Genomic DNA, 24,494 nt, shown 5'->3' on the forward strand with positions numbered 1-24,494 from the left:
CAGGTCGAACGCTGGTTCGGCTACCTCACCCAACAGAAGATCCGCCGCGGCGCCCACAAGAGCGTCCAAAGTCTCGAGGCCGACATCCGGGCGTGGATCGCCGACTGGAACAGCAACCCACGCCCGTTCGTCTGGACCAAGACCGCCGACGAGATCCTCGACTCACTCGCCCGATTTTGTAGGCGAATTTCCGGCGCAGAACACTAGCGACCGCGGCGGGCCGCCACCGTCCCCAAGGGTGGGTCGCGGGGCCGGCTTCCGCGCACCGGCCGGGCCCGGCAGGATTGGCACCGGAGATCGGAGACCGACACCGGCGTACCGGAATCGAGTGGCGATGTCGAGACGGACCATCCACGCCGCCGTACGGCGGGTCATGGCGGTGACCGCCGAATACGAACGCACCGGTGACGCGTCTGTCCTCACCGGACCGGAGCTGCCCTACGACGCGGACCTCCTCGCCGCCGCGGCCGGTGACCGGGGCGTCGGCCGGAGCGCCGCGCAGGCGCTGGCCCGGCTCCACTGGTACCGCTACCTCGACCTGCCCGGGCTGGACGGCCTGCGGGAGCGCCGGGCGGCCGTCGCGTTGTTCCGGCAGGGGTGCCGCAGCGACCCGGACGGGGTGCCGGAGCTGATCCGGGACGAATACCGGGAGACCGGCCGGTCCGGAGAGCCACGCCTGTCCGAGGTCCTGCTCAGCCAGCAGCAGACCGATCGGGTCGCGGGACTCCGGCAGCGGCACCGGGCCGGTTCCGGGAAGGCCCTGCGGATGCTCGTCACGCTCTATCAGGAGTGGCTGCCGTACCTGTCCCGTGAGCGCGACGAGGCGGCCGACATGCTCCGTGCCGCGCTCCTCACCGACCTCGCCGAGGTGTTGACGACACTGGCCGAGGAGACCGGGGACGGCCGGACCTACGACGAGGCGCTGGACGCCCTGTCCCAGGCCGTGGGGGCCACCTCGACCCGGGACCCGCACCGGCTGCACCGGCTGCTCCGCCGGGCCCGCCTGTTCGAACGCTACTTCGACCGGGGCGCCGGCCCGCGGGCGCTCGAACTCGCCGTCGGTGACTACCGCCGAGCGGCGCAGCTCGCCTGGGGGCGCCACCCCACCGACCCGGGGGTGGTGGCGCGGCTCGGCGCGGCGCTGTGCCGGCTGCACGAGGTGCCGGGGCAGGGGTCGGTGGAGCTCCTGCTCGAGGCGACCGCCGCCTGGCGCGACGTGGTGCTGGCCACGCGGCTGGACCGGCCGGCGGCCGCGCCGGCCCTCGAGCGGCTCAACACCGTGGCCAACCTGCTCGCCGACGAGATCGGTCCCGAGCTGGCCAGCGCGATCGTCACCGCGGCCGACCAGCCGGCGGTGCTCGACCGGCTGCTGCGGCGGGCCGAGGAGCTTGCCGACCGGATCGTGGTGGACGCCGCGGCCCCGGCGTTGGCCGAGCAGCACCGGTCGGCCGTCCTGCTGGTCGCCGCGGTGCCCGGCGGCCATCCGGAGCGGCCCCGGGCCCTGCTCCTGCTCGGCGGGGCGGAGCGGCACCGTTGGGAACACGGCGGCGAGCTGGACGGCGCGGTGCGGGCGGCGACCTGGGCCCAGCTCGCCCTGGACGCCGCCGGGCCGGAGCATCCGCTGCGGCGGCCGGCGCTCAATCTGCTGGCCGGCGCAGCCGCCACGGCGGGGATGCACGGGCAGGCCGAAGGGCTGGTCGAGGTGGCCGTCTCCGCCGCGCGTGCGGCGCTGGAGCTGGCCGACGAGCAGCCGGACACCCGTCCCCGGCAGCTCGATGTCCTCGCCGGCGCCCTGACCGCCGCCGGGTGGCTGGCCGAGGATCCGGAGCTGCTGGATGAGGCGGTGCGACACCAGCGGGAGGCCCTGGAGCACACGCCGGCGCGGCACGAGGCGTACCCGCTGCGGCTGATGGGGCTCGCCGACGCGCTGGTCCGCCGGGCGGTGCTGGCGCCCGACGACGTGCTGCTCGCCGAGGCCGTGGAGACCAGCCGTCGCGCCGCCGAGGCGCTGCCCGCCGGCGACTCCCGCCGGGTCGGCTTCCGCTACAACGAGGCGAGCAGCCAGGCCCTCCTTGCGGTGCGCCAGGCCGACGAGGCCGGCCTGCTGGCGGCCGAACACACGTTCCGCGAGGCCCTCGCCCTGCTGGCGCCGGACCACCCGGACCAGCCCCGGATCGGCAGCACGATCGCCGACACCCGCTACCGGCGCTACCTCCTCAGCGGTGACCTCGACGTGCTGGCCGACGCCGTGCGGCTGGCCCGGCAGGCGGTGGCGCAGACCCCGGCCGGGCACCACTGGTGGCCGCTGCGGGCCACGTTGTTCGCCCGGGCCGCGGCCGAGCTGGCCCGGTCCGGCGGCCCGGGCGCCGACCGGGCGAGGACCGAGGCCATCTCCATGTACGCCGCCGTCGCCGCGTCGTCCGGGGTGGACCCGGCGACCCGGATCGACGCGGAACGCCGGCAGGCCGAGCTGGCCCGCGAGGCCGGCGACCCGGCGGCCCGGCTGGCCGCGCTGGAGCGGGCGGTGCGGGAGCTGCCCGCCTCCGTCGACCGGTCGTCGTCCGGGCGGCGCCGGCTCCACGCGGTCGCCACGCTGGGCGGGGTGGCGACCGAGGCCGCCGCCGCCGCGCTCGCAGCGGACGACGCCGAGCGCGCCGTCGAACTCCTGGAACGCGGCCGGGGCCTGCTGTTCCACGAGGCCCTGGGGATCCGTGGCGGCCGGGTGGAGCTGCGCGCGATCGACGCCCGGCTCGCCGCGGAACTCGACCGGATCGACCGGGAGCTGGCGCAGGCGGACGCCTACACACAGGTCCGGAAGTTCAGCATCCAGGTGGAACGCCGGAAGGCGTCCGGCGAGGTGCTGGCCAGCTCCAGCAGGGACTGGGATCCCCGGCCGGTCTGGCTGGCCCGGACCCGGCAGCTCGCCGCCGAGCGGGACCGGGTGGTCGAACGGATCCGCCGGCTGCCCGGGTTCGCCGATTTCCTCCGGCCGCCGTCGATGCCGCTGCTGCGCCGGCGGCTGGCCGGGATGCCGGTGGTCGTCGTCACGATGCACGGCGACCGGGGCGACGCCCTGGTCGTCCCGGCCGACCCGTACCGGCCCGTGCGGCCGGTGCGCCTGCCCGACCTGCGCGCGACCGTGGTCCGGCGGCACGTGGTCCGCTGGTACGCCGCGGTGGCCGAGACGACCGACCCGGCGGTGCCGTTCGACCGGCGCGCCGCCGCCCAGGAGGACCTGCACGGCATCCTGGGCTGGCTGTGGGACGCCGTCGCCGGGCCGGTGCTCGACCTGCTGGCCCCCGGGGACGAGCCGCCGCCGCGGATCTGGTGGTGCCCGGTCGGCCCGCTGGCCCGGCTCCCGCTGCACGCCGCCGGTCACCACCGCGAGCCCGGCCGCCGGCGTACCGTCCTCGACCGTGCGGTGTCGTCCTGGACGCCGACCCTCACCGCCCTGGCCCACGCGGGGGCGGACCGGCCGCGACGGCCGACGGCAGCCACGGCCGCCGTCGTCGGCGTGCCGACCGCGCGGGACCTGCCGGCGCTGTCCCAGGTACGCGCCGAGGTCGAGCAGGTCGCCCGGCTGATCCCCGGCTCCACGATGCTCGCCGGCACCGAGGTGGCGCCCGACGCGGTCGAGGACGCGCTGCGGGACCACCCGATCGCCCACTTCGCCTGTCACGGCGAGGCGGACGCCGGCGGGCCGGCGATGCTGACCGGCGGGCTGCGCCTGGGCGCCGGCGGCACGCTCAGCCCGCACCTGGTGGGCTCCTACCACCTGGAGCGGGCCGAACTGGCCTTCCTGTCCGCGTGCGGCTCCGCGCAGACGCATCCCACGTTCACCGACGAACCGCTGCACCTGGCCGCGGCGTTCCAGCTCGCGGGCTTCCGGGGCGTGATCGGCACGACGTGGCGTACCCCGGACAGCGCGCGGGTCGCCGCGGCGTTCTACGCCGGCCTGACCGACGGCGGCACCCGCCCCCCGGACACCACCGCGGCGGCCCGGGTGCTCACCGAGACGGTACGCGCGGTCCGCGACGAGTTCCCGGCGACGCCGACCCGCTGGGCCGGCCACCTCCACGTCGGACTGAACCGGCCGCTGTGACCGCCTCGACCGCCTCCGTGGTCAGTCCGCGGGCGGCGCCACCGCGCGGCGCAGCTCCCGCTTGAGCACCTTGTGGCTCGGCCCGATCGGCAGCGCGTCGACGTACCGGACCTGGCGCGGGTACTTGTGCCGGCCCAGGTGCTCGCGGGACCAGTCAATCAGCTCCTGCTCACCCGGCAGGCCGGGACCCGCCGGGTCGGGCACCACCACAGCGCAGACCTCCTCGCCGTGCCGCGGGTCGGGCACCCCGATCACCGCCACCTGACCGACCGCTGGGTGCCGGGCCAGGACCTCCTCGACCTCGCGCGGGTAGACGTTGAAGCCGCCCCGGATGATGAGGTCCTTCTTGCGATCCACGATGGTGACGAACCCCTCGGCGTCCTTGTGCCCCAGGTCGCCGCTGCGGAACCAGCCGTCGACCACCGCCTCCGCGGTCGCCTCGGGCCGCCCGAGGTAGCCGGCGAAGACGTTGTGCCCGCGGATGACGATCTCGCCGAGTTCGCCGGTCGGCAGCAGCTCGATCCGATCGTCCAGGTCGGCGCGGGCGATCTCCACCTCGACGCCCCACACCGGGTGCCCGACGGTGCCGGCGCGGGTGCCGAAGTGCGGCTGGTTGGTCGTCGCCGTGGGCGAGGTTTCGGAGAGCCCGTAGCCCTCGAAGATCGTCGTCTGGAAGGCGGCGTTGAACCGTTCCAGCACGGCGACCGGCAGCGACGCCCCGCCGGAGATGCACAGCCGCAGCCGGGGCAGGGTGGTCCGCTCGCGGGCGGCGTCGAGCAGCGCCACGTACATGGTGGGCACGCCGTGGAACACGTCGACCCCCTCGCGCAGCATGAGGTCGATGGCGGCCGGCCCGGTGAACCGGCTCAGCAGCACCAGCGTCGCGCCGAGCCGGAAGGTGCCGTTCATCGCCACGGTCTGACCGAAGCTGTGGAACAGCGGCAGGCAGCCGAGAACCACGTCCGTGTGGCGCGCGTCGTTGGCGTCGAAGACGTTGACGCTGGCGTTCATGACCAGGTTGAGGTGGGTGAGCAGGGCGCCCTTGGGCACGCCGGTGGTGCCGCTGGTGTAGAGCACCACCGCGGTGTCCTCCGCCTGCCGGGTGACGTACGACGGCAGCGACGGCAGCCGCTCGCTCACCTCCTCCAGCCGGGACCCGCCGGCGCCGGCCGGACCGACGGTGACCAGCGGTACGCCCGCCGCCGCGGCGGCCGCGGCGCCCAGGGCGAGCTGCGAGCTGTGGCAGACCAGCAGCTTCGCGCCGCTGTCGCGGAGCACGTGCACCGCCTCGTCCACGGTCAGCAGCAGGTGCACCGGCACCAGCACCGCGCCGGCGGCGAGGGCGCCGTAGTAGACCCGGGGGAAGTCGACCACGTTCGGGGCCAGCAGGGCCACCGCGTCGCCCGGGTCGACGCCCAGTTCCCGCAGCCCGGCGGCGTAGCCGCGCGCCTGCCGCCACAGCTCGGCGTAGCTCACCCGGGTGTCGCCGTCGACCACGGCCACCGTGTCCGGGTGCCGCCGGGCGGCCTCGGCCAGCACCATGGCCAGCGACAGCGCGGTCATCGGACCACGCTCCGGAAGGGACGGCCGGCGGTGTCGCCGGTCGCCGCGGTCGTCTCCTCGATGCAGGCCAAGCTCCTCATGCCGGTTGCCCTCCCGGGTCGGTGTGGTGGTCGGATCAGAAGGCGTTGACGCCGGTGAGCGCGCGCCCGATGAGCAGCTGCTGGATCTGGCTGGTGCCCTCGTAGAGGGTCGTGACGCGGGCGTCCCGCAGGTACTTGCCGGCCGGGAACTCGTCGATGTAGCCGTACCCGCCGAAGACCTGGACGGCGTTGTTGGCCGCGCGGACGGCGGCCTCGCTGGCGAAGAGCTTGGCCATCGAGGCCTCGGTGGCGAACGGCTCGCCGCGGTCGACGAGGTCGGCCACCCGCCACACCAGCAGCCGGGCGGCGGCGGTGTCCACGGCGATGCCGGCGATCAGCTGCTGCACCAGCTGGTGCCCGGCGATGGGCTTGCCGAACTGGGTGCGCTGCCCGGCGTAGCCGACCGCCGCGTCGAGGCAGCCCTGCGCGATGCCGACGCAGCCGGCGGCCACCGACATCCGGCCCTTGGCGAGGGTGGCCAGGGCCAGCCGGAAACCGCCGCCCTCCGGGCCGAGACGCGCCGAGTCGGGCACCCGGACGGCGTCGAACCGGAGTTCCCCGGTGGCCTGCCCGCGCAGGCCGAGCTTGCCGTGGATCTCCCGCCGGGTGAGCCCGGCGGCCCCGGTGGGCACCAGGAACGCGGTGATGCCCCGGTGCCCCGGGCCGCCGGTGCGGGCAAAGACCAGCGCCACGTCGGCGGTGGTGCCGTTGGTGATGAAGGTCTTCGTGCCGGTGATCAGCCAGTCGCCGCCGTCGCGGACCGCCCGGGTGCGCAGCGCGGCCGCGTCCGAGCCACTGTCCGGTTCGGTGAGGGCGAAGCAGCCCAGCGCAGCGCCGGAGCAGAGCCGGGGCAGCCACTCCGCCCGCTGCGGCGCCGACCCGTGCGCGGCGATGGACTTGGCGACCAGCCCGAGCGACACCGAGACGATGCCCCGCACGGCGGAGTCGCCGCGGCCGAGTTCCTCGAGCACCAGGCAGTAGGTGAGGTGGTCGCCGCCGGACCCGCCGTCCTCCCCGGGGACGGTGAGCCCGAGGAAGCCGAGCCGGCCGAGCTTCCCGACGATATCCGGGTCGACCTCCTCCCGCCGGTCCCAGGCCGCCGCGTGCGGCACCACCTCCCGGTCGACGAACTCGGCGGCGAGCCGACGAGCCGCCACCTGCTCGGCGGAGAGCTGAAGGTCCATGCGGCTTAAACTAGCGATGCAAGTTTAAGTCCGTCCAGACCCCGCTTCCGCCGACGGCGGGACGAAGGGCTCACGCGGGCTCGGGCGCGGGCACCTCCCGGAGCCGGCCGTCGTCCAGGCGGAGCCACCGCTGCACGCCGATCTCGGCGAGGAACCGCTCGTCGTGGCTCACCACCACGAACGCGCCCCGGTAGGCGCCCAGCGCGTTCTCCAACTGGCCCGCGCTGACCAGGTCGAGGTTGTTCGTCGGCTCGTCCAGCAGCAGGAGGTGGGGCGCCGGCTGCGCGTACAGGACACAGGCCAGGGTGGCCCGGAGCCGTTCGCCGCCGGAGAGCACGCCGACCGGCAGGTGGGCGCGCGCGCCGCGGAAGAGGAACCGGGCCAGCAGGTTCATCCGCTCGGCCGGCGGCCGGTCCGGGGCGTACGCGGCGAAGTTCTCCGCCACCGTGCGGTCCGGGTCGAGCAGGTCCAGCCGCTGCGAAAGGTACGCGACCCGGCCCTCGCCCCAGCGCACGTCGCCGCCCTCCGGATCGAGGTCGCCGCGGAGCAGCCGGAGCAGGGTGGACTTGCCGGCGCCGTTCGGGCCGGTCAGCGCGATCCGCTCGGGCCCCCGGATGGTCACGTCCACCCCCGCCCCGGCGAAGACTGCCCGGCCGTCGTGGTGGACCTGCATCCGCTCCCCCGCCACGACCGTCCGGCCGGCCGGGACGGTGGTGTCCGGCAGGTCCAGGGTCAGCGTCTGGTCCTCGCGCAGCGCCCGGCTCGCCTCGTCGAGCCGGGACCGGGCCTCGGTGAGCCGGTTGGCGTGCATCTGCCGGGACCGGCCGGCCGACTCCTGGGCGCTGCGCTTGAGCCCACCGGCGACGATCCGGGCCAGGCCGGCGCTGTCGAGGTTGCGGGCGGCGTTGCCGGCCCGCCGCTCGGCCCGCTCGCGGGCCTGCTGCATCTCGCGCTTCTCCCGCTTCACCTCCTGCTCGGCGCCGCGCACGGTGCGCTCGGCCGCCTCCCGGGCCGCCCGGGCGGCCTCCTCGTACGCGGTGAAGTTGCCGCCGAACAGGCGCACCTCCCCGCGGTCGAGTTCGGCGATGCGGTCCATCCGGTCCAGCAGGGCCCGGTCGTGGCTGACCAGCAGCAGGCAGCCGGACCACTCCTCGAGCACCGCGTACAGGCGGTGTCGCGCGTCGAGGTCGAGGTTGTTCGTCGGCTCGTCGAGCAGCAGCACGTCGGGGCGGCGGAGCAGTTGCGCGGCGAGGCCGAGGGAGACCACCTGCCCGCCGCTGAGGGTGTCCAGCCGCCGGTCGAGCGGGACGTCGCCCAGACCGAGCCGGTCGAGTTCGGCCCGGCTGCGCTCCTCCACGTCCCAGTCGTCGCCGACGGTGGTGAAGTGCTCCTCGCGGGCGTCACCGGCCTCGATCGCGTGCAGCGCCCGGAGCACCGGGTCGACACCCAGCACCTGGGCCACGGTCAGCTCGCCGGCCAGCGGCAGGTTCTGCGGGAGGTAGCCGAGCACGCCGTCCACCGTCACGGCGCCGCCGGTGGGGGTGAGATCGCCGGCCATCAGCCGGAGCAGGGTGGTCTTGCCGGCGCCGTTCGGCGCGACCAGGCCGGTGCGGCCGGGCGGCACGGTGAAGGACAGGTCCTGGAAGACCGGGGTGTCGTCCGGCCAGGAAAAGGAGAGGTTGCTGCATACGACACAGGCGTCGGACATCGAAGAGACCTTCAGGGTTGCGCCGGGCAGGGCACGGCCGCCCGGATGACGAGACAGGGATGCGACGAGGTGGGCCGGGATCACCCGGAGATGTCGTCGTCGCCCGTCATGTCTGTCTCCTTCGAGTCGCAGCGCGGTCTCTCGGCGCGCTCCCGCAAGCCTAGCAACTCCGGCGCGGGAACTTGACCGCGATTCACCACCGGCTTAGCTTCATCGATCAGAAAGGTCTCTTAACTAATCTCGCTCCGTCCCTCGTGGGAGTGCCGATGCGACCGTTCCGCCACCGCCGCCTCACCGCCCTGGCCGCCCTGTCGGCCGTGCTGATCACCGCCGCCCCGCCGAGCGCCGCGAGCGCGGCGGACGGCTCGCCCGGCCGGGCCGGATACCACCGGGTCGGCTACTTCACCCAGTGGGGCATCTACGGCCGGGCCTTCCCGGTCAGGAAGCTCGACACCTCCGGGGCGGCGAGCCGCCTCACCCACGTCAACTACGCCTTCGGCAACGTCAGCGAGGACGGACGCTGCTACGTGGACGGCGGGCCGGGCGAGGGGGACGCCTGGGCCGACTACCAGCGCCCCGTCCCGGCGGAGGAGAGCGTCGACGGCATCGCCGACACCTGGGGCGAGCCGCTCAACGGCAACTTCGGCCAGCTGGCCAAGCTGAAGACCCGGCACCCCGACCTCAAGGTGATGATCTCGCTGGGTGGCTGGAGCTGGTCGACGTACTTCTCCAACGCCGCCCGCACCGACGCGTCCCGCCGGGCGTTCGTCGCCTCCTGCATCGACCTCTACCTCAAGGGCAACCTCCCGGTGCTGGACGGCGGCAGCGGCGGCCCGGGCGCGGCCGCCGGCGTCTTCGACGGCATCGACCTGGACTGGGAGTGGCCGAACTGGCCGGGCGAGCCGGGCAACGTGGTCCGCGCCGAGGACCGGGAGAACTTCACGAAGCTGCTGGCCGAATTCCGCCGGCAGCTCGACGCGTACGGCCGGCAGGCCCGGAAGCACTACGTCCTGACCGCGTTCCTGCCGGCCAACCCGGCCACCATGGACGCCGGGTACGAGGGCCGGAAGATCTTCCGGTACCTGGACTTCGCCACGGTGCAGGGGTACGACTTCCACGGTTCCTGGGACCCGGTGACCAACCAGCAGTCGGCGCTGCGCGTGCCGGCGGGCGCGCCGGACAACCCCGACTTCTCCGCCGAGGTGGCGATCGACGGCTGGCTCGCCCGCGGCGCGCCGCGCGGCAAGCTGGTCCTGGGCATCCCCTACTACGGTCGCGGCTGGACCGGCGTGACCGGCGGCGGGAACGGGCTGTTCCAGCCCGCGACCGGGCCCGCACCGGCCACCTTCGAGGCCGGCTACGAGGACTACAAGCAGCTCAAGACCCTGCCGGGCAAGGGCTACGCCGTCCACCGCGACCTGCGCGCGGGGCACGCCTGGCTGTTCGACGGCACGACCTTCTGGACATACGACGATCCGGCGGTCGTGTTCCAGAAGACGCTCTACATCCGGCGGGCCGGCCTGGCCGGGGCGATGGTCTGGTCGCTGGACGGCGACGACGACAACGCCACCCTGACCAGGACGATCAGCGTGGGTCTCGCGACCCGGTAGCCGCACGTCCCCGGCTCCGCCGCCGGCCGTCCCTCGGCCGGCGGCGGTCCGTCGTGCTCGCCCCCGGCGGCTCGGCACGGGGGAGACGGGCCGGCTGCGGCGCGACGGCTGACGAACCGTCGATCGGTTCCGGAACCGGCGGATTCTATTGACACCACCCGATGGCCGGGCCGACCCTGTCTGCCAGAGAGCGCTTTCTCATGCCGGTCGTCGCCGACCGGTGTCCGCCGTCCGGCCCGGCCGCCCACCACCACCCGGCGGCCGGGCACACCTGGCCCACGCCCGGCCCGTGTCACGGCCGCCGCTCCCTCCTGGAGACGTCATGAACGCCCGTCCCGTCCCGGCCGATCTCCCACCTCCCCCGCCCACCCGGCGGCTCCGGCCCGCCGCCGTCCTCGCCCTGGTGACGGCCCTGGTCGCGACCTTCGTCGCCGCCGTGACCGGCACCGCCAGCGCCGCCGATCCGCTGCTCTCCCAGGGCCGGCCGGCCACCGCGTCGTCGGTCCAGAGCGCAGCCTTCCCCGCGTCCGCCGCCGTCGACGGCGACACCGGCACCCGCTGGTCCAGCGCCGCGGCCGACCCCCAGTGGATCCGGGTCGACCTGGGCGCCACCGCCACCGTCAGCCAGGTCGTGCTCCACTGGGAGGCCGCGTACGCCACGGCCTACCAGGTGCAGGTCTCCGCCGACGGCGCGACCTGGTCGACCGTCTACGGCACCACCAGCGGCGACGGCGGCGTCGACACGCTCACCGTCGCCGGCTCCGGGCGCTACGTGCGGGTGTACACCACCGCCCGGGGCACCCCGTACGGCGTGTCGCTGTGGGAGTTCCGGGTGTACGGCACGACCGCCGCCACCGGCTGCGACACCACCGGCAACGCCGCCCTCAACCGCCCGGCCACCGCCTCGTCCACCGAGAACGCCGGCTTCCCCGCCTCCGCCGCCGTCGACGGCAACGCGGGCACCCGCTGGTCCAGCGCCGCCGCCGACCCGCAGTGGATCCGGGTCGACCTCGGCGCCTCCCGCACGATCTGCCGCGTCGACCTCAGCTGGGAGGCGGCGTACGCGACGGCGTACCAGGTCCAGGTCTCCGACGACGGCGCCGCCTGGACCACGATCTACGGCACCACCACCGCGACCGGCGGCAGCCTGCAGCTCACGGTCTCCGGCTCCGGCCGGTACGTCCGGATCCTCGGCACCGCGCGGGCCACCGCCTGGGGCTACTCGCTGTGGGAGTTCGCGGTGCGCACCTCCGGCGGCCCGCCGCCGTCCAGCCCACCGCCGGGCGGGGACGTGCTGCTGTCGTACGGCAAGCCGGGCGTGGCGTCCTCCTACCAGGACGACGGCGCCTGCTGGCAGTGCCTCCCGGCCCGGGCGTTCGACCTGGACCCGGCGTCCCGCTGGGCCACCAGCGCCACCACCGGCTGGGTGGACCCCGGGTGGATCTACGTCGACCTCGGCGCCACCGCGACCATCCACCGGGTGGTCCTCCAGTGGGACCCGGCGCACGCCACCGCCTACCAGATCCAGACCTCGAACGACGCCACCACCTGGACCACCATCTACAGCACCACCACGAGCGCCGGGTTCAAGGAGACCCTGGACGTCACCGGCACAGGCCGCTACGTGCGGATGTACGGCACGGCGCGCAGCAGCGGCTACGGCTACTCGCTGTGGGAGTTCCAGGTGTACGGGACGGGCGGCGCGCCGACCGCTCCCCCGCCCGCACCGCCGGACCCGACCTTCCCGGCCACCCGCCTCGTCTTCGCCGACGAGTTCAACGGCCCGGCGGGCAGCCGTCCCGACCCCGGGAAGTGGACCGTCGACCCGGGCACGGGGCAGAACAACGAGTTGCAGTACTACACCGACAACGCCAACGCCGCCATGAACGGCACCGGGCAGCTCGTCATGGAGGCCCGCCGGGAGTCCGCCGGCGGACGCGCGTACACGTCGCACCGGATGAACACCGCGAACCGGTTCCACGTCCAGTACGGCCGGATCGAGGCCCGGGTCAAGGTGCCCAAGGGCAACGGGTTCTGGCCGGCGTTCTGGATGATGGGCGCCGACTTCCTGACCGGGCGGCCGTGGCCGTACAACGGTGAGATCGACATCATGGAGATCCTCGGCCGGGACACCACCCGCAGCTACACCACGCTGCACGCGCCGGCCTACAACGGCGCGGCCGGCTACGGCCAGGAGCGGGTGTGGGGCGTGGACCTGTCCGCCGACTTCCACGTCTACGCGGTGGAGTGGGACAGCCGGGGCATGCGCTTCTTCGTCGACAGCACCGAGGTCTTCTACGCCAGCAAGGCCACGGTCGAGGCCACCCGCGGCCCGTGGGTGTACGACCACCCGTTCTACCTGATCCTCAATCTGGCCGTCGGCGGCGACTGGCCCGGTCCGCCCGACGCGTCGACACCGTTCCCGGCCCGGATGCTGGTCGACCACGTCCGCGTCTACCAGTGACCGGCGGTGTGCCGGGCGGGCGGTGTCCCGTCCGGCACGCCACCCGCGGTCAGCGCCGAGCCAGCTCCGACTCCAACCGCTGGACGAGCGTCCTGCGGTCCTTGCCGCCGCGCTCACGCCGCAACGCGGCCCGGAGCTGGCGCGTGTCGAGGCCGCGGACGAGCTTGACCGCCTCGGCGACCGGCAGGTCCGACAGCTGTCCGGCCGAGGTGGCCTCCCGGCGGGCGCGCTTGGCCGGTCCCGTGTTGGCCACGAACTGCCGCCCGGACCGGGACGCCTGCCGCTTCTTCGTGTCGGTGTCCCGCCGCTGCTCGTCCGAAAGCTTCTGCCAGGCCCGTTTCGGCAGGTAACGAGCGGTCTCGCCGTTCCGGCGCGCCCGGGTGGAGCCGGACCGGGTCTGCCATTCCTCGGCGCCCCACCGCTGCAGGGACCGCTGCCGCTGATCCCGGGGGCCCTCGAAGCCGCCACCGCGCTTCTTGTACTCGTTGGTGAGCAGCTGCGACTTGCGCGCCGACCACTGCCCCGGCCGGCCGCCCTTGTCGGACGCCTGGATCTCCTCCTTGAGCTGCGCTCTGAGCTCGGGCTCGGTGTACCTGGCCATGGCGCACCGGTTACCCGGGCCGAGGAGCGCCATGCGTCCGAGTCGAGGTGTCCCGCCGAGTGCGACTCCGGACGGACCGTCGCCCGAGCCGGTGGATCCGGCCCACCTCTGCCGTATCGTGCCGGCATGGCGAAACCGGTCTGGGCCGACGGTGAGGCGTACGAGGCGTACGTGGGCCGGTGGAGCCGTCTCGTCGCGCACGACTTCCTGCGGCGGCTGGCGCTCCCGCCGGGCCTGCGCTGGCTCGACGTGGGCTGCGGCACCGGCGCGCTGACCGCGACCGTGCTGGCCGAGGCGGATCCGGCGCACGTCACCGGCGTCGACCCGGCGGCGGGATTCCTGGCCCACGCCCGCGACCGGGTCGACGACCCGCGAGCCGCCTTCGAGATCGGTGACGCCCGCGCGCTGCCGGTGACCGACGGGAGTGTGGACGTCGTGGTCAGCGGGTTGGCGCTCAACTTCGTGCCCGACCCGGCGCGGGCCGTGGCCGAGTTCGCCCGCGTCCTCCGGCCCGGCGGCGTCGCGGCCGCCTACGTCTGGGACTACGCCGAGGGCATGGCCATGATGCGCCACTTCTGGGCGGCGGCCGAGGCGCTCGATCCGGCGACCGCGGAGTGGTCCGAGGGGCGCCGGTTCCCGCTGTGCCGCCCCGAGGCGCTGCGCGCCCTGTGGACGGATGCCGGCTTCGCCGCGGTGGCCGTCGAGCCGGTGGTCGTGCCCACCGTGTTCGCCGACGTCGAGGCGTACTGGACGCCGTTCCTCGGTGGCCAGGGCGCGGCACCGGCGTACGTGGCGTCGCTGACCGAGCCGCGCCGCGCGGCGCTGCGCGACCTGCTCCGCACTCGGCTGCCGGTCGAGGCGGACGGATCCGTCCGGCTCACCGCGCGGGCCTGGGCGGTCCGCGGCACCGCACCGTCGTGATAGCGCCCGCCGTGCGCGGGGACCTGGCCGAGCCGTTCGAGAGGCTGTCCGGTCAGCGGTCCCGGCCGGGATCCGGCGTCCGGGACCGGCGGCCGCGGCGGACGGCGTAGGCCCGGCGCATCTTGACGTAGTTGCCGCACCCGGCCATGGAGCACCACCGCCGCGCCCGGTTGCGGGAGGCGTCGTAGTAGGCCCATCGGCAGGTGTCCCGGTCGCACACCTTGAGCCGGGTCCAGACCTGGTCCTCCGCGCACTGCCGGATCGCCTCGACCAGGGCGGCCAACGCCACGCCCAGAGGGCCGGGCCGGACGGGAACGAGGCGCGGTCCGCGGTCCGCGAGCGTCAGCCGCACGGGCGCCGCGGCCAGCGCCTCGTCGAGGCGGCGCAGCGCGCCGGCGTCGGCGGGGTGACCGGCGTGGCCGAGCAGCACCGCGCGCAGGCCCTCGCGGACCGTGCGGGCCGTGGCGAGGTCCGCCGCGCCCAGCCGGGCACCGGCGGGCACCAGCCCTCGCTCGGCGAGCCAGTCCCGCAGCTCGTCCGGGGTGGTCAGCGACTCCTCGTCGACCTGCGGCTCGAAGGTGTTGACGAAGTCGCGCACCAGCCGCGCGGCGGACGGCACCGGCGCCTCGTCGCTCACCGTCGCCCTCCCTCCGGACCACACCAGCGTAACGCCTTGACCGGTGTAGCTGTCTCTGGGATCGTCCGGTGTGTACACCAGCGAAAGCCGTTGGCCGGTGTCGGGAGGAACCCGCGTGGTTCCGTCGCCGGCTTCCCGGGAGGCGAGAGGACGGATCGTGGCCACCACGCTCAAGGACGTGGCACGGCACGCGCGGGTGTCGGTGAAGACCGTCTCGAACGTCGTCAACGACCACCCGCACGTCAGCGACGACCTGCGCCGCCGCGTGCGAGCGGCCGTCCAGGAGCTCGGCTACCGGCCCAACCTCGCGGCCCGCACCCTGCGCACCGGCCGCACCGGCCTGCTCGCGCTGATCGTTGCCGACGTCGAGACGCCCGGCCTGTGCGGGCTGGCACGGGAGGTCGTCCGCGCGGCGGCGGGCCAGGGCTTCCGGGTCGTCGTCGACCACCTCGGACCCGACACCGAGCGTCCCGCGCCACCGACGCGAGCCGGCGCCCCACCGGGCGTCGACGCCGTCCTGCTCGGCGCGGACGTCGTGCCCCCGGGACTCGTCGACGCCCGGCTCGGCGCCGGCACTCCCCTCGTCCTGCTCGGCGAGAGCCGGGACCCGCGCTGCGACCAGGTCGCCCTCGACGGCGCCGGTGCCGCGGCGGACGCCACCGACCACCTGCTGCGCACGGGCCGACGGCGGATCGCCGCCGTCGGCGCCCGGCCGGCTGAGGCCGACGGACCGCCGGCGCCCCGCACCGCCGGCTACCGGCGGGCATTGCGCCGGGCCGGACTCGACCTACCGGCCGGCTACCTGCGGACCACGGCCCAGCATCGATACGAGGACGGCTACCGGGCCGCCCGATGGCTCTTCGCCCACGAGCAGCGCCCGGACGCCATCCTCTGCTACTCCGACCGGCTCGCCATCGGGGCCCTGCGGGCCGCCGCCGACGCCGGGCTGCGCGTGCCCGCGGACGTCGCGGTGATGGGGATCGGTGACAGCGAGGAAGGGCGCTACTCCCGGCCGATGCTGACCTCCGTCTCCGCCGACCCCGCGTTCCTCGCCCGGGAGGCGGTCGCGCTGGTCACCGCCCGGCTGGACCGCCCGGACGCCGCACCCGCCCGGATCACCGTGCCGCACGCGGTGCTGCCCCGCGAGAGCACTCGCCCGGCCGGTTGATCACCCGCCGCTGGTCCAGGCAGCTGCCCAGCAACGGGACCAGGGACACCCGGGCCCGACCGCCGGGCACGGCGACGATGATCTCGTCGCGCTCCGCCGCGACGCGGGCTCCCGGCAGGCGAGCCGGCAGAGCGTCCTCGACCAGCGCGCGGACGTTGCCCATCAGGTCTACGTTCTGCGACGACGCCACGGTGCATTCATGCCATCGGCCCGCGAACGACCGCGAACCCCGACGCGGGCCGCCGGCTCGAATCGCACCGGCGGCCCCGGCACCGGCCCGCGACGGTCAGAACCCCGTCCGGCCGGCCCCGTACGGGTAGAGCGGGTTGCCGTACGTCGTGGCCGGTGGCTGCCCGGCGTCGATGCTGGCCCGGATCTCGGCCCGCTCGCCAGCGCCGGCCCCCAGGTCGTACGGCAGGTCCCAGGCCTCGACGGCGTCGGCCGGCACGTCGGTGCCGCCGGGCCGCAACACGTCCGCCAGGCTGCGCGGGAGCTGCCACGGCAGCCTGCCGCTCGGCGTGTAGTCGCCGAAGAGCAGCCCGGCCAGCGCCGGACCCATCTCCTCGCCGCCCCGGTAGGTGACGACGATGGCGCTCGCCAGGTCGTGCCACTCGGTGATCACGTACGGCCGGGGCAGGACCAGGGCGACCACCACGGGGATGCCCCGGGCGCGGAAGTCCTGGATCACCTTGAGCTGGTCGGGCGGCAGGTACGGCTGTTCCTTCGGCCAGTTGGTCGCGTGGGTGTAGGAGGTCTCCCCCACCGCCACGATCGCCAGTTTCGGGTTCGGCCCGTCGCCGGAGTAGACGTTCACACCGGCCCGGGCGGCCCGGGTGCGGATCGCGTCGAGCATGGTCTGCGAGCCGTACTCGGCGTGGAAGAAGCTCGTCCAGACGCAGCAGGCGGTGGTGTCGGCCGCGCGGGGGCCGGCCACCACGATGTTGTCCCCGGCGGTCAACCGGATCGGCAGCACCGCGCCGTCGTTCTTCAGCAGCGTCATCGCCTCGCGGGACGCCTGGTTGGCCAGCGCGGCGTACGCCGGCTGGTGGAACCGGTACGGGCCGTTGACCGGGTCGCCGTACGGACTCTCGAAGATCCCCAACTGGAACTTGAGCCGCAGCACCCGCCGGACCGCGTCGTCGATCCGGGCGGCCGGCACGTTGGCGAGGAACGTGGCCATCGAGAAGCCGGCCGCCCCGGGGTCTGCGCCGCCCATGACGTCCGACCCGGCCTTCGCCGCACCGACCCAGGAGCCGGACGGCAGCCAGTCGGTGGTGATCAGGCCCTGGTAGCCGAGGTTCTGCCGCAGGTACGCGAGGATGGGCGCGCTGTCACCCGCGCCCGGGCCGCCGGGATCGAGGTACGAGCTGCCGGCGTACCCCGGCATGATGTTGACGGCGCCCGCCTCCATGGCGGCGCGGAACGGGATCATGTGGTATTTGATCGTCACGCCGTCGTAGACGATCAGCGCCTCGCCGCCGGCGCCCTCACCGGGCCAGTGCTTGACGGTCGCGAGCACGGAGGCGGGATTCAGCTCCGGACCACCCTGGAGACCGGCCACCAGCGCCCGCACCTGGGCCGCGGCGACCTGCGCGTTCTCCCCGTTGCCCTCCTGGATGCGCGGGTAGATCACCTTCGTGCCGACCTCGGCCAACGGCCCCAGGACGCCCCGGGTGCCGACCTCCAACTGCTCCCGCCGCTGCATGTCACCGAGCTTGTAGTCGAGCGCGTAGTCGCGGGCGGCGGCCAGGGCGCTCTGCATGGGATAGGTGGTCTGGTAGCCGTGGATGGTGTCGCCCGCCGAGACGAACGGGATGCCCAGCCGGGTGCCGGACGACGCGAGAAGCTGGTCGTGCAGGTCCTGCGCCTGCGCCGGGCCGAAGTGCCAGCCCGAACGGGGGTAGGCCTGGGCGTTGTAGAACATCTGGTACGCCTTCTCCTCGGCCGTCATCCGGCCGAGCAGGTCGTCGACCCGGGTGTCGACCGGGAGCCGCCAGTTCTCGTAGGGCTCGACGGCGCCGTTCCGGTTGAGGTCCCGGCTGCCGGCGACGATGCCGACGCCGTCGGCGACGGTCTCCAGGGTGGGCAGGTAGACGCTGAAGCGCCTGATGTTGGAGGTGGTCGTGGTGGCGCCGGTCGCGGTGACGTACCACTTGTAGGTCCAGCGGTCGGGCAGGTCCCAGGTCGGTGTGTAGGAGGTGCCGGTCGGTTCGGCGACCTTGGTGTAGAGGTCGAGGAGGTTGCCCGGGGCGGTGAAGTCGTAGTCGGTGCGGCTGATGTTGATCCAGACCTGGTAGCGGGTGGCGCCGGCGACGGCGGCCCAGGTGAGTACGGGCCGGCGGGTGGTGGTGACCATGGCGCCGTCGGCCGGGGCGGTGAGCGCGAACTGGTTGAGCGTGCCGGGCGGCCGGCTGGGACCGGACAGCATCGGCGCCGTGGTGGCCGCCTCGTCGACCGTGCCGTACACCTGGAACTCCCACAGCGAGTACCCGTAGCCGGTGGCCCGGGCGGTGCCGTGGAAGCGCAGGTAGCGGCCACTGCCGGTCACCGCGAGCTGCTCGACGCCGCCGCGGCCGGTGGTGGTGGAGTAGATCGTGGTCCAGGTGGTCCCGTCGGCGGAGGTCTCCAGCCGGTAGCCGGTGGCGTAGGCGGTCTCCCAGTTGAGGACGACCCGGCTGATCGTGGCGACGCCGCCGAAGTCGACGCTCAGCCACTGCGGGTCGCTGAACTGGCTGGACCAGCGGGTGGTCGTCCGGCCGTCGAGCGCGGCGGCGGGCGCGTTGCCGCCCTCCCAGGACGACGCGGCGACCTTCCTGAACTCGGAGATCGGCCGGCCGCCGGGCTGCCCGGGGCCGGTGGTGCCGTAGACCTGGAACTCCCAGAGGGAGTAGCCGTAGCCGGTGGCCCGGCTCGTGCCGTACATGCGTATGTAGCGGCCGGTGCCGGCGACGGCGAGGGTCTGGGTGCCGCCGGTCCCGGTGGTGGTGCTGTACACGGTGGTCCATGGGCCGGCCGGGTCGGTGGCGACCTGGATCTGGAAGGCCCGGGCGTAGGCGGCCTCCCAGGCCAGCTGCACCTGGTCGATCGTCGCGGTGGCGCCGAGGTCGACCTGGAGCCACTGCGGGTCGGCGAAGGCGCTGGACCAGCGCGTACCGGGATCTCCGTCGGTGGCGGCGGAGGCCGGCGTGCCACCCTGCTCCACCGAGGACGCCGTGGTCGGCCGGCCCTGCGAGAGCAGCGGCCCGACGGCGGTCGCCGGTCGCGCGGGGACGGTCAGGTAGGCGGCGAGCAGGACGAGCAGCGCCGCGATCGTGGTGGCCAGCCGGCGCGGCCGGCGGGACGGGGGTGGTGGGGTGCGCATGGCGGCTCCCGTGAACGGGCTGATGGCCGAGAGGGTGAGAGCGCTCGCGAACAGATTCCATCGAGTTGCTTCTATCAGTCAATGAAATGCGGAAAGTCCGGAATCGATCTTCCCGACCCTCGGGACCGGTGTCTTGACAGAAGCGCGGACGGAGACGACTCTCGGCACAGAGAGCGCTCTCCGCCGGACCACACCCCGTAGGAGATGCCATGCACGCCGCCCCACCCCACCACCGGCGCCGGCCGGGCCCCACCGGCCGCCGCCTCCTCACCGCCGTCGCCGCCGTCCTGGCGCTGGTCGCCGGCGGCGCCGTCGCGGCCGCGCCGTTCGCCGCGAGCGCCGCGTCCGCCCTGATCTCCCAGGGTCGGCCCACGACCGCGTCGTCCACCGAGAACGCCAACACGCCGGCGTCCGCCGCCACCGACGGCGACCCGAACACCCGCTGGTCCAGCGCCTTCGCCGATCCCCAGTGGCTCCAGGTCGACCTCGGCGCCACCGCGACGATCGACCAGGTGCAGCTGGCCTGGGAGGCCGCCTACGCCCGGGCCTTCCAGATCCAGGTCGCCACCGACCCGGCCGGCCCATGGACCACCGTGTACAGCACCACCACCGGGACCGGCGGCACCCAGACCCTCGCCGTCGCCGGCACCGGCCGCTACATACGCATGTACGGCACGAGCCGGGCCACCGCCTACGGCTACTCCCTCTGGGAGTTCCAGGTCCACGGCACCACCTCGTCCGCCGGCTGCGCCGGCAATGCCGCGCTCAACCGTCCGGCGGTCGCCTCCTCGGCCGAGAGCGCCACCACGACGGCGTCCGCCGCCGTCGACGGCAACTCCGGCACCCGCTGGTCCAGCGCCTTCGCCGATCCCCAGTGGCTCCGGGTGGACCTCGGCGCAACACAGACCCTCTGCCAGGTCGTCCTCCAGTGGGAGGCGGCCTACGCCCGGGCCTTCCAGGTCCAGGTCTCCGCCGGCCCGGACGGTCCGTGGACCACCGTCTACGCCACCACCACCGGCAGCGGCGGCACCCAGACGCTCGACGTCACCGGCACCGGGCGCTACGTGCGGGTGTACGGCACGGCGCGGGCCACCGCGTACGGCTACTCGCTGTGGGAGTTCGCCGTCCGCACCACGTCCGGCTCCACCCCGCCCCCGACCACCCCGCCGCCCACGGGCGGCTTCTGGGGTGACACGGCCTCGATCCCGCCGGCCCGGAACGTGCTCATGGTGAAGGTCCTCAACCGGACCAACGGCCGCTACCCCGACAGCCAGGTCTACTGGAGCTACAACGGGCAGAGCCACTCGATCGCGGAGCAGCCCTACTTCGACATGCCGGTGAACACCGCGGGCCGGATGTACTTCCACCTGGGATCGCCGACCAGCCAGTACAGCGACTTCATCGAGTTCACCGTCGGGGCGGACCAGTTCAACGGCAACACCACCCGGGTCGACGCGTTCGGCCTGAAGCTGGCGATGCGGTTGCGCGCCCACGACGGGCGGGACGTGGCCGTCGGCGAGACCGAGGCGACGTTCGCCGAGGACCGGTCGGTGACCTTCCAGCGGTTCGGGGACGCCATGCCGGCCGAGTTCAAGCACCTGTCGACCATCGAGGCGCCCTACCGGATCCCGTCGCCGGGCAACACGCCGCAGTTCCGCCCCGGCGGTCAGTACGCCAACTACCTCAGCGGCTACGCGTCCTCGGTGGGGCTGCCGGCCAGCACCTCGGACATCTTCGGCTGCGCCGGGCCGCTCGCCGGCAACCCGGCCGGCTGCGCCGCGCTCAACCGCCACGTCGCGCACCTGCCGTCGGCCCAGTGGTCGGACCCGAGCCTGTTCTACCAGCAGGCGCCGGCCAACTGGTACGCGAAGTTCTGGCACGACCGCGCCATCGGCGGCCGGTCCTACGGCTTCCCGTACGACGACGTCGCCGACCAGTCCTCGTTCGTCTCGGCGGCCGACCCGGAGTGGCTGCTGGTCGCCGTGGGCTGGTGACACCCGCAGCCAGTGCCGTTCCAGGGGCCGGCCGGTCAGCGGCCGGCCGGCCCCCGGGCGGCCGGGTGTGGCCCGCGCGCACCCGGGTAACCGGCGGGCCGAGGGAGGGGGCGTCGTGACGGATGAGGCACCGGACTACTTCCAGCCCGAGCACGGGCTGGTCGTCACCCACCTGCTGATCGTGCGGGACGTGGACCGCTCGCGGGAGTTCTACCGCGCCGTCCTGGGTGCCACCGTGGTGCGGGACCGGCGGCCGGCCGTGCTCCGCCTGCACAACAGCTACCTCGTGCTCAACGACGAGGGCGGCCCGACCGACGACAAGCCGACCGTCACGGCGCGGGCGCCGACCGACCCGGACACGCTCAGCGGGGCGCTCAACATCCGGGTCACCGACGTGTGGGCCGTCTACCAGCTGTGGCGCTCCCGGGGCGGTGAGTTCCTGACGGAACCGAAGGACCACGGGGTGGAGATCCGCTGCTACCTGCGGGATCCCGACGGATACCTGATCGAGCTGGGCCAGGGCACCGGGATCCTGGCGGAGATGGGCCGGCCCATGCCGGCCTGAGCCCCCGGCCGGCGGTCCCGGCAGTGCCGGGTCGTTTGGCCGGCGGCGATCCCGGAAAGAGTGGCGGCATGAGCTGGGCCCGTAGAGCCGTACCCGCCGCCGTCGCCGCTATCGCGGCCCTCGCCGCGCGCGACCTGATCCAGCGCGACCACGCGCTGTTGCGCAACTTCCCCGTCCTCGGCCGCGCCCGGTACCTGCTCGAGTCGATCGGGCCCGAGCTGCGGCAGTACATCGTGGCCGGCAACAACGAGGAGCGGCCGTTCACCCGCGACCAGCGGCGCTGGGTGTACGCCTCGGCGAAGCAGGAGAACAACTACTTCGGGTTCGGCACCGACAACGACATCGAGTACACCCCCGGCTACCCGATCATCAAGCACCGCACCTTCGGGCGGGCCGTGCCGCCGTCCTCCCCCGGCGCCGGGCACGACGTCACCCTTCCCTGCGCGAAGGTGCTCGGCGCCGCCCGGCGGCGGGCGCGCTCGTTCCGCCCGCAGTCGGTGGTGAACATCTCCGGCATGAGCTTCGGCTCGCTCTCCGGCCACGCCGTCGAGGCGCTCAACCGGGGCGCGGCCCTGGCCGGCTGCCTGCAGAACACCGGCGAGGGCGGGCTGTCGCCGTACCACCGCAACGGCGGTGACCTGGTGTTCCAGATCGGCACCGCGTACTTCGGCTGCCGGGACGAGCGCGGCCGGTTCAGCCTCGACCGGCTCAAGGACCTGGTGGCGGGCGCACCGGTGAAGGCGCTGGAGATCAAGCTCAGCCAGGGCGCGAAGCCGAGCCTCGGTGGCCTGCTGCCGGCCGCGAAGGTCTCCGCCGAGATCGCCGCCACCCGCGGCATCCCTCCTGGACGCGACTGCGTCAGCCCGTCGCGGCACGCCGAGTTCTCCGACTGCGACAGCCTGCTGGACTGGGTGGAGCTGCTCGCCGCCGAGACGGGCCTGCCGGTCGGCATCAAGTCCGCCGTCGGCGACCTGGGCTTCTGGGAGGAGCTCACCACCCTGATGTGCGACACCGGCCGCGGCGTGGACTTCGTGACCGTCGACGGCGGCGAGGGCGGCACGGGGGCCGCCCCGCTGATCTTCACCGACTCGGTGTCGCTGCCGTTCCAGCAGGGCTTCTCCCGGGTCTACCGGGTCTTCGCCGAACGGAACCTGCACGAGCAGGTGGTCTTCGTCGGCGCCGGCAAGCTCGGGCTGCCGGACAACGCCGTGGTGGCGTTCGCGCTCGGCGCCGACATGGTGAACGTCGGCCGGGAGGCGATGTTGGCGATCGGCTGCGTCCAGGCGCAGAAGTGCCACACCGACACCTGCCCCACCGGCGTCGCGACCCAGAACCCGTGGCTGGCCAGGGGCCTCGACCCGGCCCGCAAGTCGGTGCGGGCCGCCAACTACATCCGGACGCTGCGGCGCGACCTGGTCAAGGTCGCCGAGGCGTGCGGCGTCGAGCATCCCGGCCTGATCGACACCGGCGCGGTCGAGGTACTCGACGGCCGTACCGCCTCCACCCCGCTGGACCAGGTGTACGGGTACCGCCCCGGATGGGGGTTGCCGTCCGCCGCCGACCGGTCCGAGATCATCCGCCTGATGACCGCCGAGGCGCCGCAGGGCGGCAGCGCGCCGCCCTCCCCGACCGCCGTGGGCTGAGCGCTATCCGTGGCTCACCGTGTCAGTTCCGCGCCGGTCTGCTCGCTCACCAGGTACGCCGCATACCAGTCGGGCCAGTTCGCGTCCGTCTCGCCGATGCGCTTCTCGTGCTCGCCGTGTGCGGCGGCGGCGCGGCGGAGCGCGGCGGCCAGATCGTTGCCGGAGGCGAACGAGGGCGCGGCGGACTCGACGCGCCCGGGTAGCCGGGTGGTGATCTCCTGGAGCAGCCAGGTGTTGCCGTCGGGATCGCTGAACTCGGCGCGCGAGAGATAGCTGCGGCGCTCCGGGTCCATGCCGCTGACCGGGCCGCCCGGGCCGGGGTGGAAGATCTCGCTCACCTCGACGCCGGCGGCGATCACCGCGTTCCGGGCCGCCTCGATGTCGGCGACGATCAGGTACGCCTTGGCCGACCCGGGGGCGGCGGCGGTCAGGGTGGGACCGAACTGGACGGAGCACCCGGAGCCCTGCGGGGTGAACTGGACGATCCCGGGCGGCGTCTTGTCGAGCCGCCAGCCGAGGCGTCCGTAGAACTCCTTCGCGCGGTCGACGTCCGCCACCGGGATGACGACCACCTCGAGCTTCAGGTCGACCTTCCCGCTCGCCGCCACGCTCGCGTCGTCGCGCCGGACATCTGTCGCGCTCATCGCGGCCTCCCTGGGGCTCGGCGGGCGCCACGCGCCTCCCGGCGGGTCTCTCGTCCGCCACGTTACCGCCCCGGCACCGGGGCGCTGCCTCGTTTCCCCGCATCCCCGATCGGGGGTGGGATCGCCGGCGGCGCGCCGCGGCCCGCGGGTGCGAAGGCCGGAAGACTGCCTTGATCCGGCGCGGAACGGGTAGACCGCATGCCCGGGTAGGGGCGTATCGGCGCCCCTCACCGGTCACTGCCGCGGGAG

16 protein-coding genes and 1 pseudogene are annotated in these 24,494 nt (G+C 74.2%); 9 read left to right on the forward strand and 8 right to left on the reverse strand.

Going from position 1 to position 24,494, the window contains the following annotated elements; genetic code table 11:
* Both AB0F68_RS12675 and AB0F68_RS12680 read left to right on the forward strand, forming a co-directional pair.
* Positions 1 to 207, forward strand: a pseudogene (locus tag AB0F68_RS12675) (IS630 family transposase); the annotation flags it as partial.
* A 127-nt stretch (positions 208 to 334) separates the two neighbouring features.
* On the forward strand, positions 335 to 4,102 hold the full coding sequence (locus AB0F68_RS12680) for a CHAT domain-containing protein (protein ID WP_357335989.1): 3,768 nt from the start codon (positions 335 to 337) through the stop codon (positions 4,100 to 4,102).
* Between the two features lie 21 nt (positions 4,103 to 4,123).
* On the opposite strand, the gene AB0F68_RS12685 is transcribed toward AB0F68_RS12680, so the two are convergent.
* The 3 genes from AB0F68_RS12685 to AB0F68_RS12695 all read right to left on the reverse strand — a co-directional run bounded on the left by AB0F68_RS12685 (position 4,124) and on the right by AB0F68_RS12695 (position 8,637).
* Positions 4,124 to 5,665 (reverse strand): long-chain fatty acid--CoA ligase, encoded by a 1,542-nt coding sequence (locus AB0F68_RS12685; RefSeq protein WP_357335991.1) that lies wholly within the window; start codon positions 5,663 to 5,665, stop codon positions 4,124 to 4,126.
* 115 nt (positions 5,666 to 5,780) lie between these two features.
* On the reverse strand, positions 5,781 to 6,929 hold the full coding sequence (locus tag AB0F68_RS12690; protein WP_357335996.1) for an acyl-CoA dehydrogenase family protein: 1,149 nt from the start codon (positions 6,927 to 6,929) through the stop codon (positions 5,781 to 5,783).
* Positions 6,930 to 6,999: 70 nt separating this feature from the next.
* The gene (locus tag AB0F68_RS12695) at positions 7,000 to 8,637 is read right to left on the reverse strand and encodes an ABC-F family ATP-binding cassette domain-containing protein (protein WP_357335999.1); all 1,638 of its coding nucleotides are present in this window, start codon (positions 8,635 to 8,637) and stop codon (positions 7,000 to 7,002) included.
* Positions 8,638 to 8,903: 266 nt separating this feature from the next.
* On the opposite strand from AB0F68_RS12695, the gene AB0F68_RS12700 reads away from it, so the two are divergent.
* Positions 8,904 to 10,247, forward strand: coding sequence for a glycoside hydrolase family 18 protein (locus AB0F68_RS12700; protein ID WP_357336001.1), 1,344 nt, complete (start codon positions 8,904 to 8,906; stop codon positions 10,245 to 10,247).
* A 322-nt stretch (positions 10,248 to 10,569) separates the two neighbouring features.
* The gene (locus tag AB0F68_RS12705; protein ID WP_357336004.1) at positions 10,570 to 12,711 is read left to right on the forward strand and encodes a discoidin domain-containing protein; all 2,142 of its coding nucleotides are present in this window, start codon (positions 10,570 to 10,572) and stop codon (positions 12,709 to 12,711) included.
* 49 nt (positions 12,712 to 12,760) lie between these two features.
* On the opposite strand, the gene AB0F68_RS12710 is transcribed toward AB0F68_RS12705, so the two are convergent.
* The gene (locus AB0F68_RS12710) at positions 12,761 to 13,312 is read right to left on the reverse strand and encodes a DUF5872 domain-containing protein (RefSeq protein ID WP_357336006.1); all 552 of its coding nucleotides are present in this window, start codon (positions 13,310 to 13,312) and stop codon (positions 12,761 to 12,763) included.
* A gap of 126 nt (positions 13,313 to 13,438) precedes the next feature.
* Here AB0F68_RS12710 and AB0F68_RS12715 point away from each other — a divergent pair, with 126 nt between their 5' ends.
* Positions 13,439 to 14,233, forward strand: a complete 795-nt coding sequence (locus AB0F68_RS12715; protein ID WP_357336008.1) for a class I SAM-dependent methyltransferase — start codon at positions 13,439 to 13,441, stop codon at positions 14,231 to 14,233.
* A 52-nt stretch (positions 14,234 to 14,285) separates the two neighbouring features.
* On the opposite strand, the gene AB0F68_RS12720 is transcribed toward AB0F68_RS12715, so the two are convergent.
* Positions 14,286 to 14,870: an ABATE domain-containing protein gene (locus AB0F68_RS12720; RefSeq protein ID WP_357336010.1), complete on the reverse strand. Its 585-nt coding sequence runs from the start codon at positions 14,868 to 14,870 to the stop codon at positions 14,286 to 14,288.
* A gap of 157 nt (positions 14,871 to 15,027) precedes the next feature.
* Here AB0F68_RS12720 and AB0F68_RS12725 point away from each other — a divergent pair, with 157 nt between their 5' ends.
* Positions 15,028 to 16,038, forward strand: a complete 1,011-nt coding sequence (locus AB0F68_RS12725) for a LacI family DNA-binding transcriptional regulator (protein ID WP_357336013.1) — start codon at positions 15,028 to 15,030, stop codon at positions 16,036 to 16,038.
* On the opposite strand, the gene AB0F68_RS12730 is transcribed toward AB0F68_RS12725, so the two are convergent.
* Both AB0F68_RS12730 and AB0F68_RS12735 read right to left on the reverse strand, forming a co-directional pair.
* Positions 15,986 to 16,201, reverse strand: a complete 216-nt coding sequence (locus AB0F68_RS12730; RefSeq protein WP_357336016.1) for a hypothetical protein — start codon at positions 16,199 to 16,201, stop codon at positions 15,986 to 15,988. The genes AB0F68_RS12725 and AB0F68_RS12730 overlap by 53 nt on opposite strands.
* A gap of 123 nt (positions 16,202 to 16,324) precedes the next feature.
* Positions 16,325 to 19,399, reverse strand: coding sequence for a discoidin domain-containing protein (locus AB0F68_RS12735; RefSeq protein WP_357336024.1), 3,075 nt, complete (start codon positions 19,397 to 19,399; stop codon positions 16,325 to 16,327).
* Between the two features lie 209 nt (positions 19,400 to 19,608).
* Here AB0F68_RS12735 and AB0F68_RS12740 point away from each other — a divergent pair, with 209 nt between their 5' ends.
* The 3 genes from AB0F68_RS12740 to AB0F68_RS12750 all read left to right on the forward strand — a co-directional run bounded on the left by AB0F68_RS12740 (position 19,609) and on the right by AB0F68_RS12750 (position 23,601).
* Positions 19,609 to 21,393 carry a discoidin domain-containing protein gene (locus AB0F68_RS12740; protein ID WP_357336027.1) on the forward strand — a complete coding sequence of 595 codons (1,785 nt, stop codon included), beginning with the start codon at positions 19,609 to 19,611 and terminating at the stop codon, positions 21,391 to 21,393.
* 115 nt (positions 21,394 to 21,508) lie between these two features.
* The gene (locus AB0F68_RS12745; protein WP_357336029.1) at positions 21,509 to 21,958 is read left to right on the forward strand and encodes a VOC family protein; all 450 of its coding nucleotides are present in this window, start codon (positions 21,509 to 21,511) and stop codon (positions 21,956 to 21,958) included.
* Between the two features lie 68 nt (positions 21,959 to 22,026).
* A complete protein-coding gene (locus AB0F68_RS12750) occupies positions 22,027 to 23,601 on the forward strand; it encodes an FMN-binding glutamate synthase family protein (RefSeq protein WP_357336032.1) in 1,575 nt (524 codons plus the stop codon).
* Between the two features lie 14 nt (positions 23,602 to 23,615).
* On the opposite strand, the gene AB0F68_RS12755 is transcribed toward AB0F68_RS12750, so the two are convergent.
* Complete coding sequence (locus AB0F68_RS12755) at positions 23,616 to 24,245, reverse strand: VOC family protein (RefSeq protein WP_357336033.1); 630 nt, start codon at positions 24,243 to 24,245, stop codon at positions 23,616 to 23,618.
* Between the last annotated feature and the right edge of the window lie 249 nt (positions 24,246 to 24,494).

This window comes from Micromonospora sp. NPDC023966 (assembly GCF_040639095.1).
GTDB lineage: Bacteria > Actinomycetota > Actinomycetes > Mycobacteriales > Micromonosporaceae > Micromonospora.

Excerpts from the sequence above, each read along its gene's own strand:
- AB0F68_RS12700 (WP_357336001.1), top strand. The coding sequence starts at position 8,904 with ATGCGACCGTTCCGCCACCGCCGCCTCACCGCCCTGGCCGCCCTGTCG.
- AB0F68_RS12685 (WP_357335991.1), bottom strand. The coding sequence starts at position 5,665 with ATGACCGCGCTGTCGCTGGCCATGGTGCTGGCCGAGGCCGCCCGGCGG.
- AB0F68_RS12740 (WP_357336027.1), top strand. The coding sequence starts at position 19,609 with ATGCACGCCGCCCCACCCCACCACCGGCGCCGGCCGGGCCCCACCGGC.
- AB0F68_RS12695 (WP_357335999.1), bottom strand. The coding sequence starts at position 8,637 with ATGTCCGACGCCTGTGTCGTATGCAGCAACCTCTCCTTTTCCTGGCCG.
- AB0F68_RS12750 (WP_357336032.1), top strand. The coding sequence starts at position 22,027 with ATGAGCTGGGCCCGTAGAGCCGTACCCGCCGCCGTCGCCGCTATCGCG.
- AB0F68_RS12735 (WP_357336024.1), bottom strand. The coding sequence starts at position 19,399 with ATGCGCACCCCACCACCCCCGTCCCGCCGGCCGCGCCGGCTGGCCACC.
- AB0F68_RS12755 (WP_357336033.1), bottom strand. The coding sequence starts at position 24,245 with ATGAGCGCGACAGATGTCCGGCGCGACGACGCGAGCGTGGCGGCGAGC.
- AB0F68_RS12705 (WP_357336004.1), top strand. The coding sequence starts at position 10,570 with ATGAACGCCCGTCCCGTCCCGGCCGATCTCCCACCTCCCCCGCCCACC.
- AB0F68_RS12710 (WP_357336006.1), bottom strand. The coding sequence starts at position 13,312 with ATGGCCAGGTACACCGAGCCCGAGCTCAGAGCGCAGCTCAAGGAGGAG.
- AB0F68_RS12690 (WP_357335996.1), bottom strand. The coding sequence starts at position 6,929 with ATGGACCTTCAGCTCTCCGCCGAGCAGGTGGCGGCTCGTCGGCTCGCC.
- AB0F68_RS12715 (WP_357336008.1), top strand. The coding sequence starts at position 13,439 with ATGGCGAAACCGGTCTGGGCCGACGGTGAGGCGTACGAGGCGTACGTG.
- AB0F68_RS12730 (WP_357336016.1), bottom strand. The coding sequence starts at position 16,201 with ATGGGCAACGTCCGCGCGCTGGTCGAGGACGCTCTGCCGGCTCGCCTG.
- AB0F68_RS12680 (WP_357335989.1), top strand. The coding sequence starts at position 335 with ATGTCGAGACGGACCATCCACGCCGCCGTACGGCGGGTCATGGCGGTG.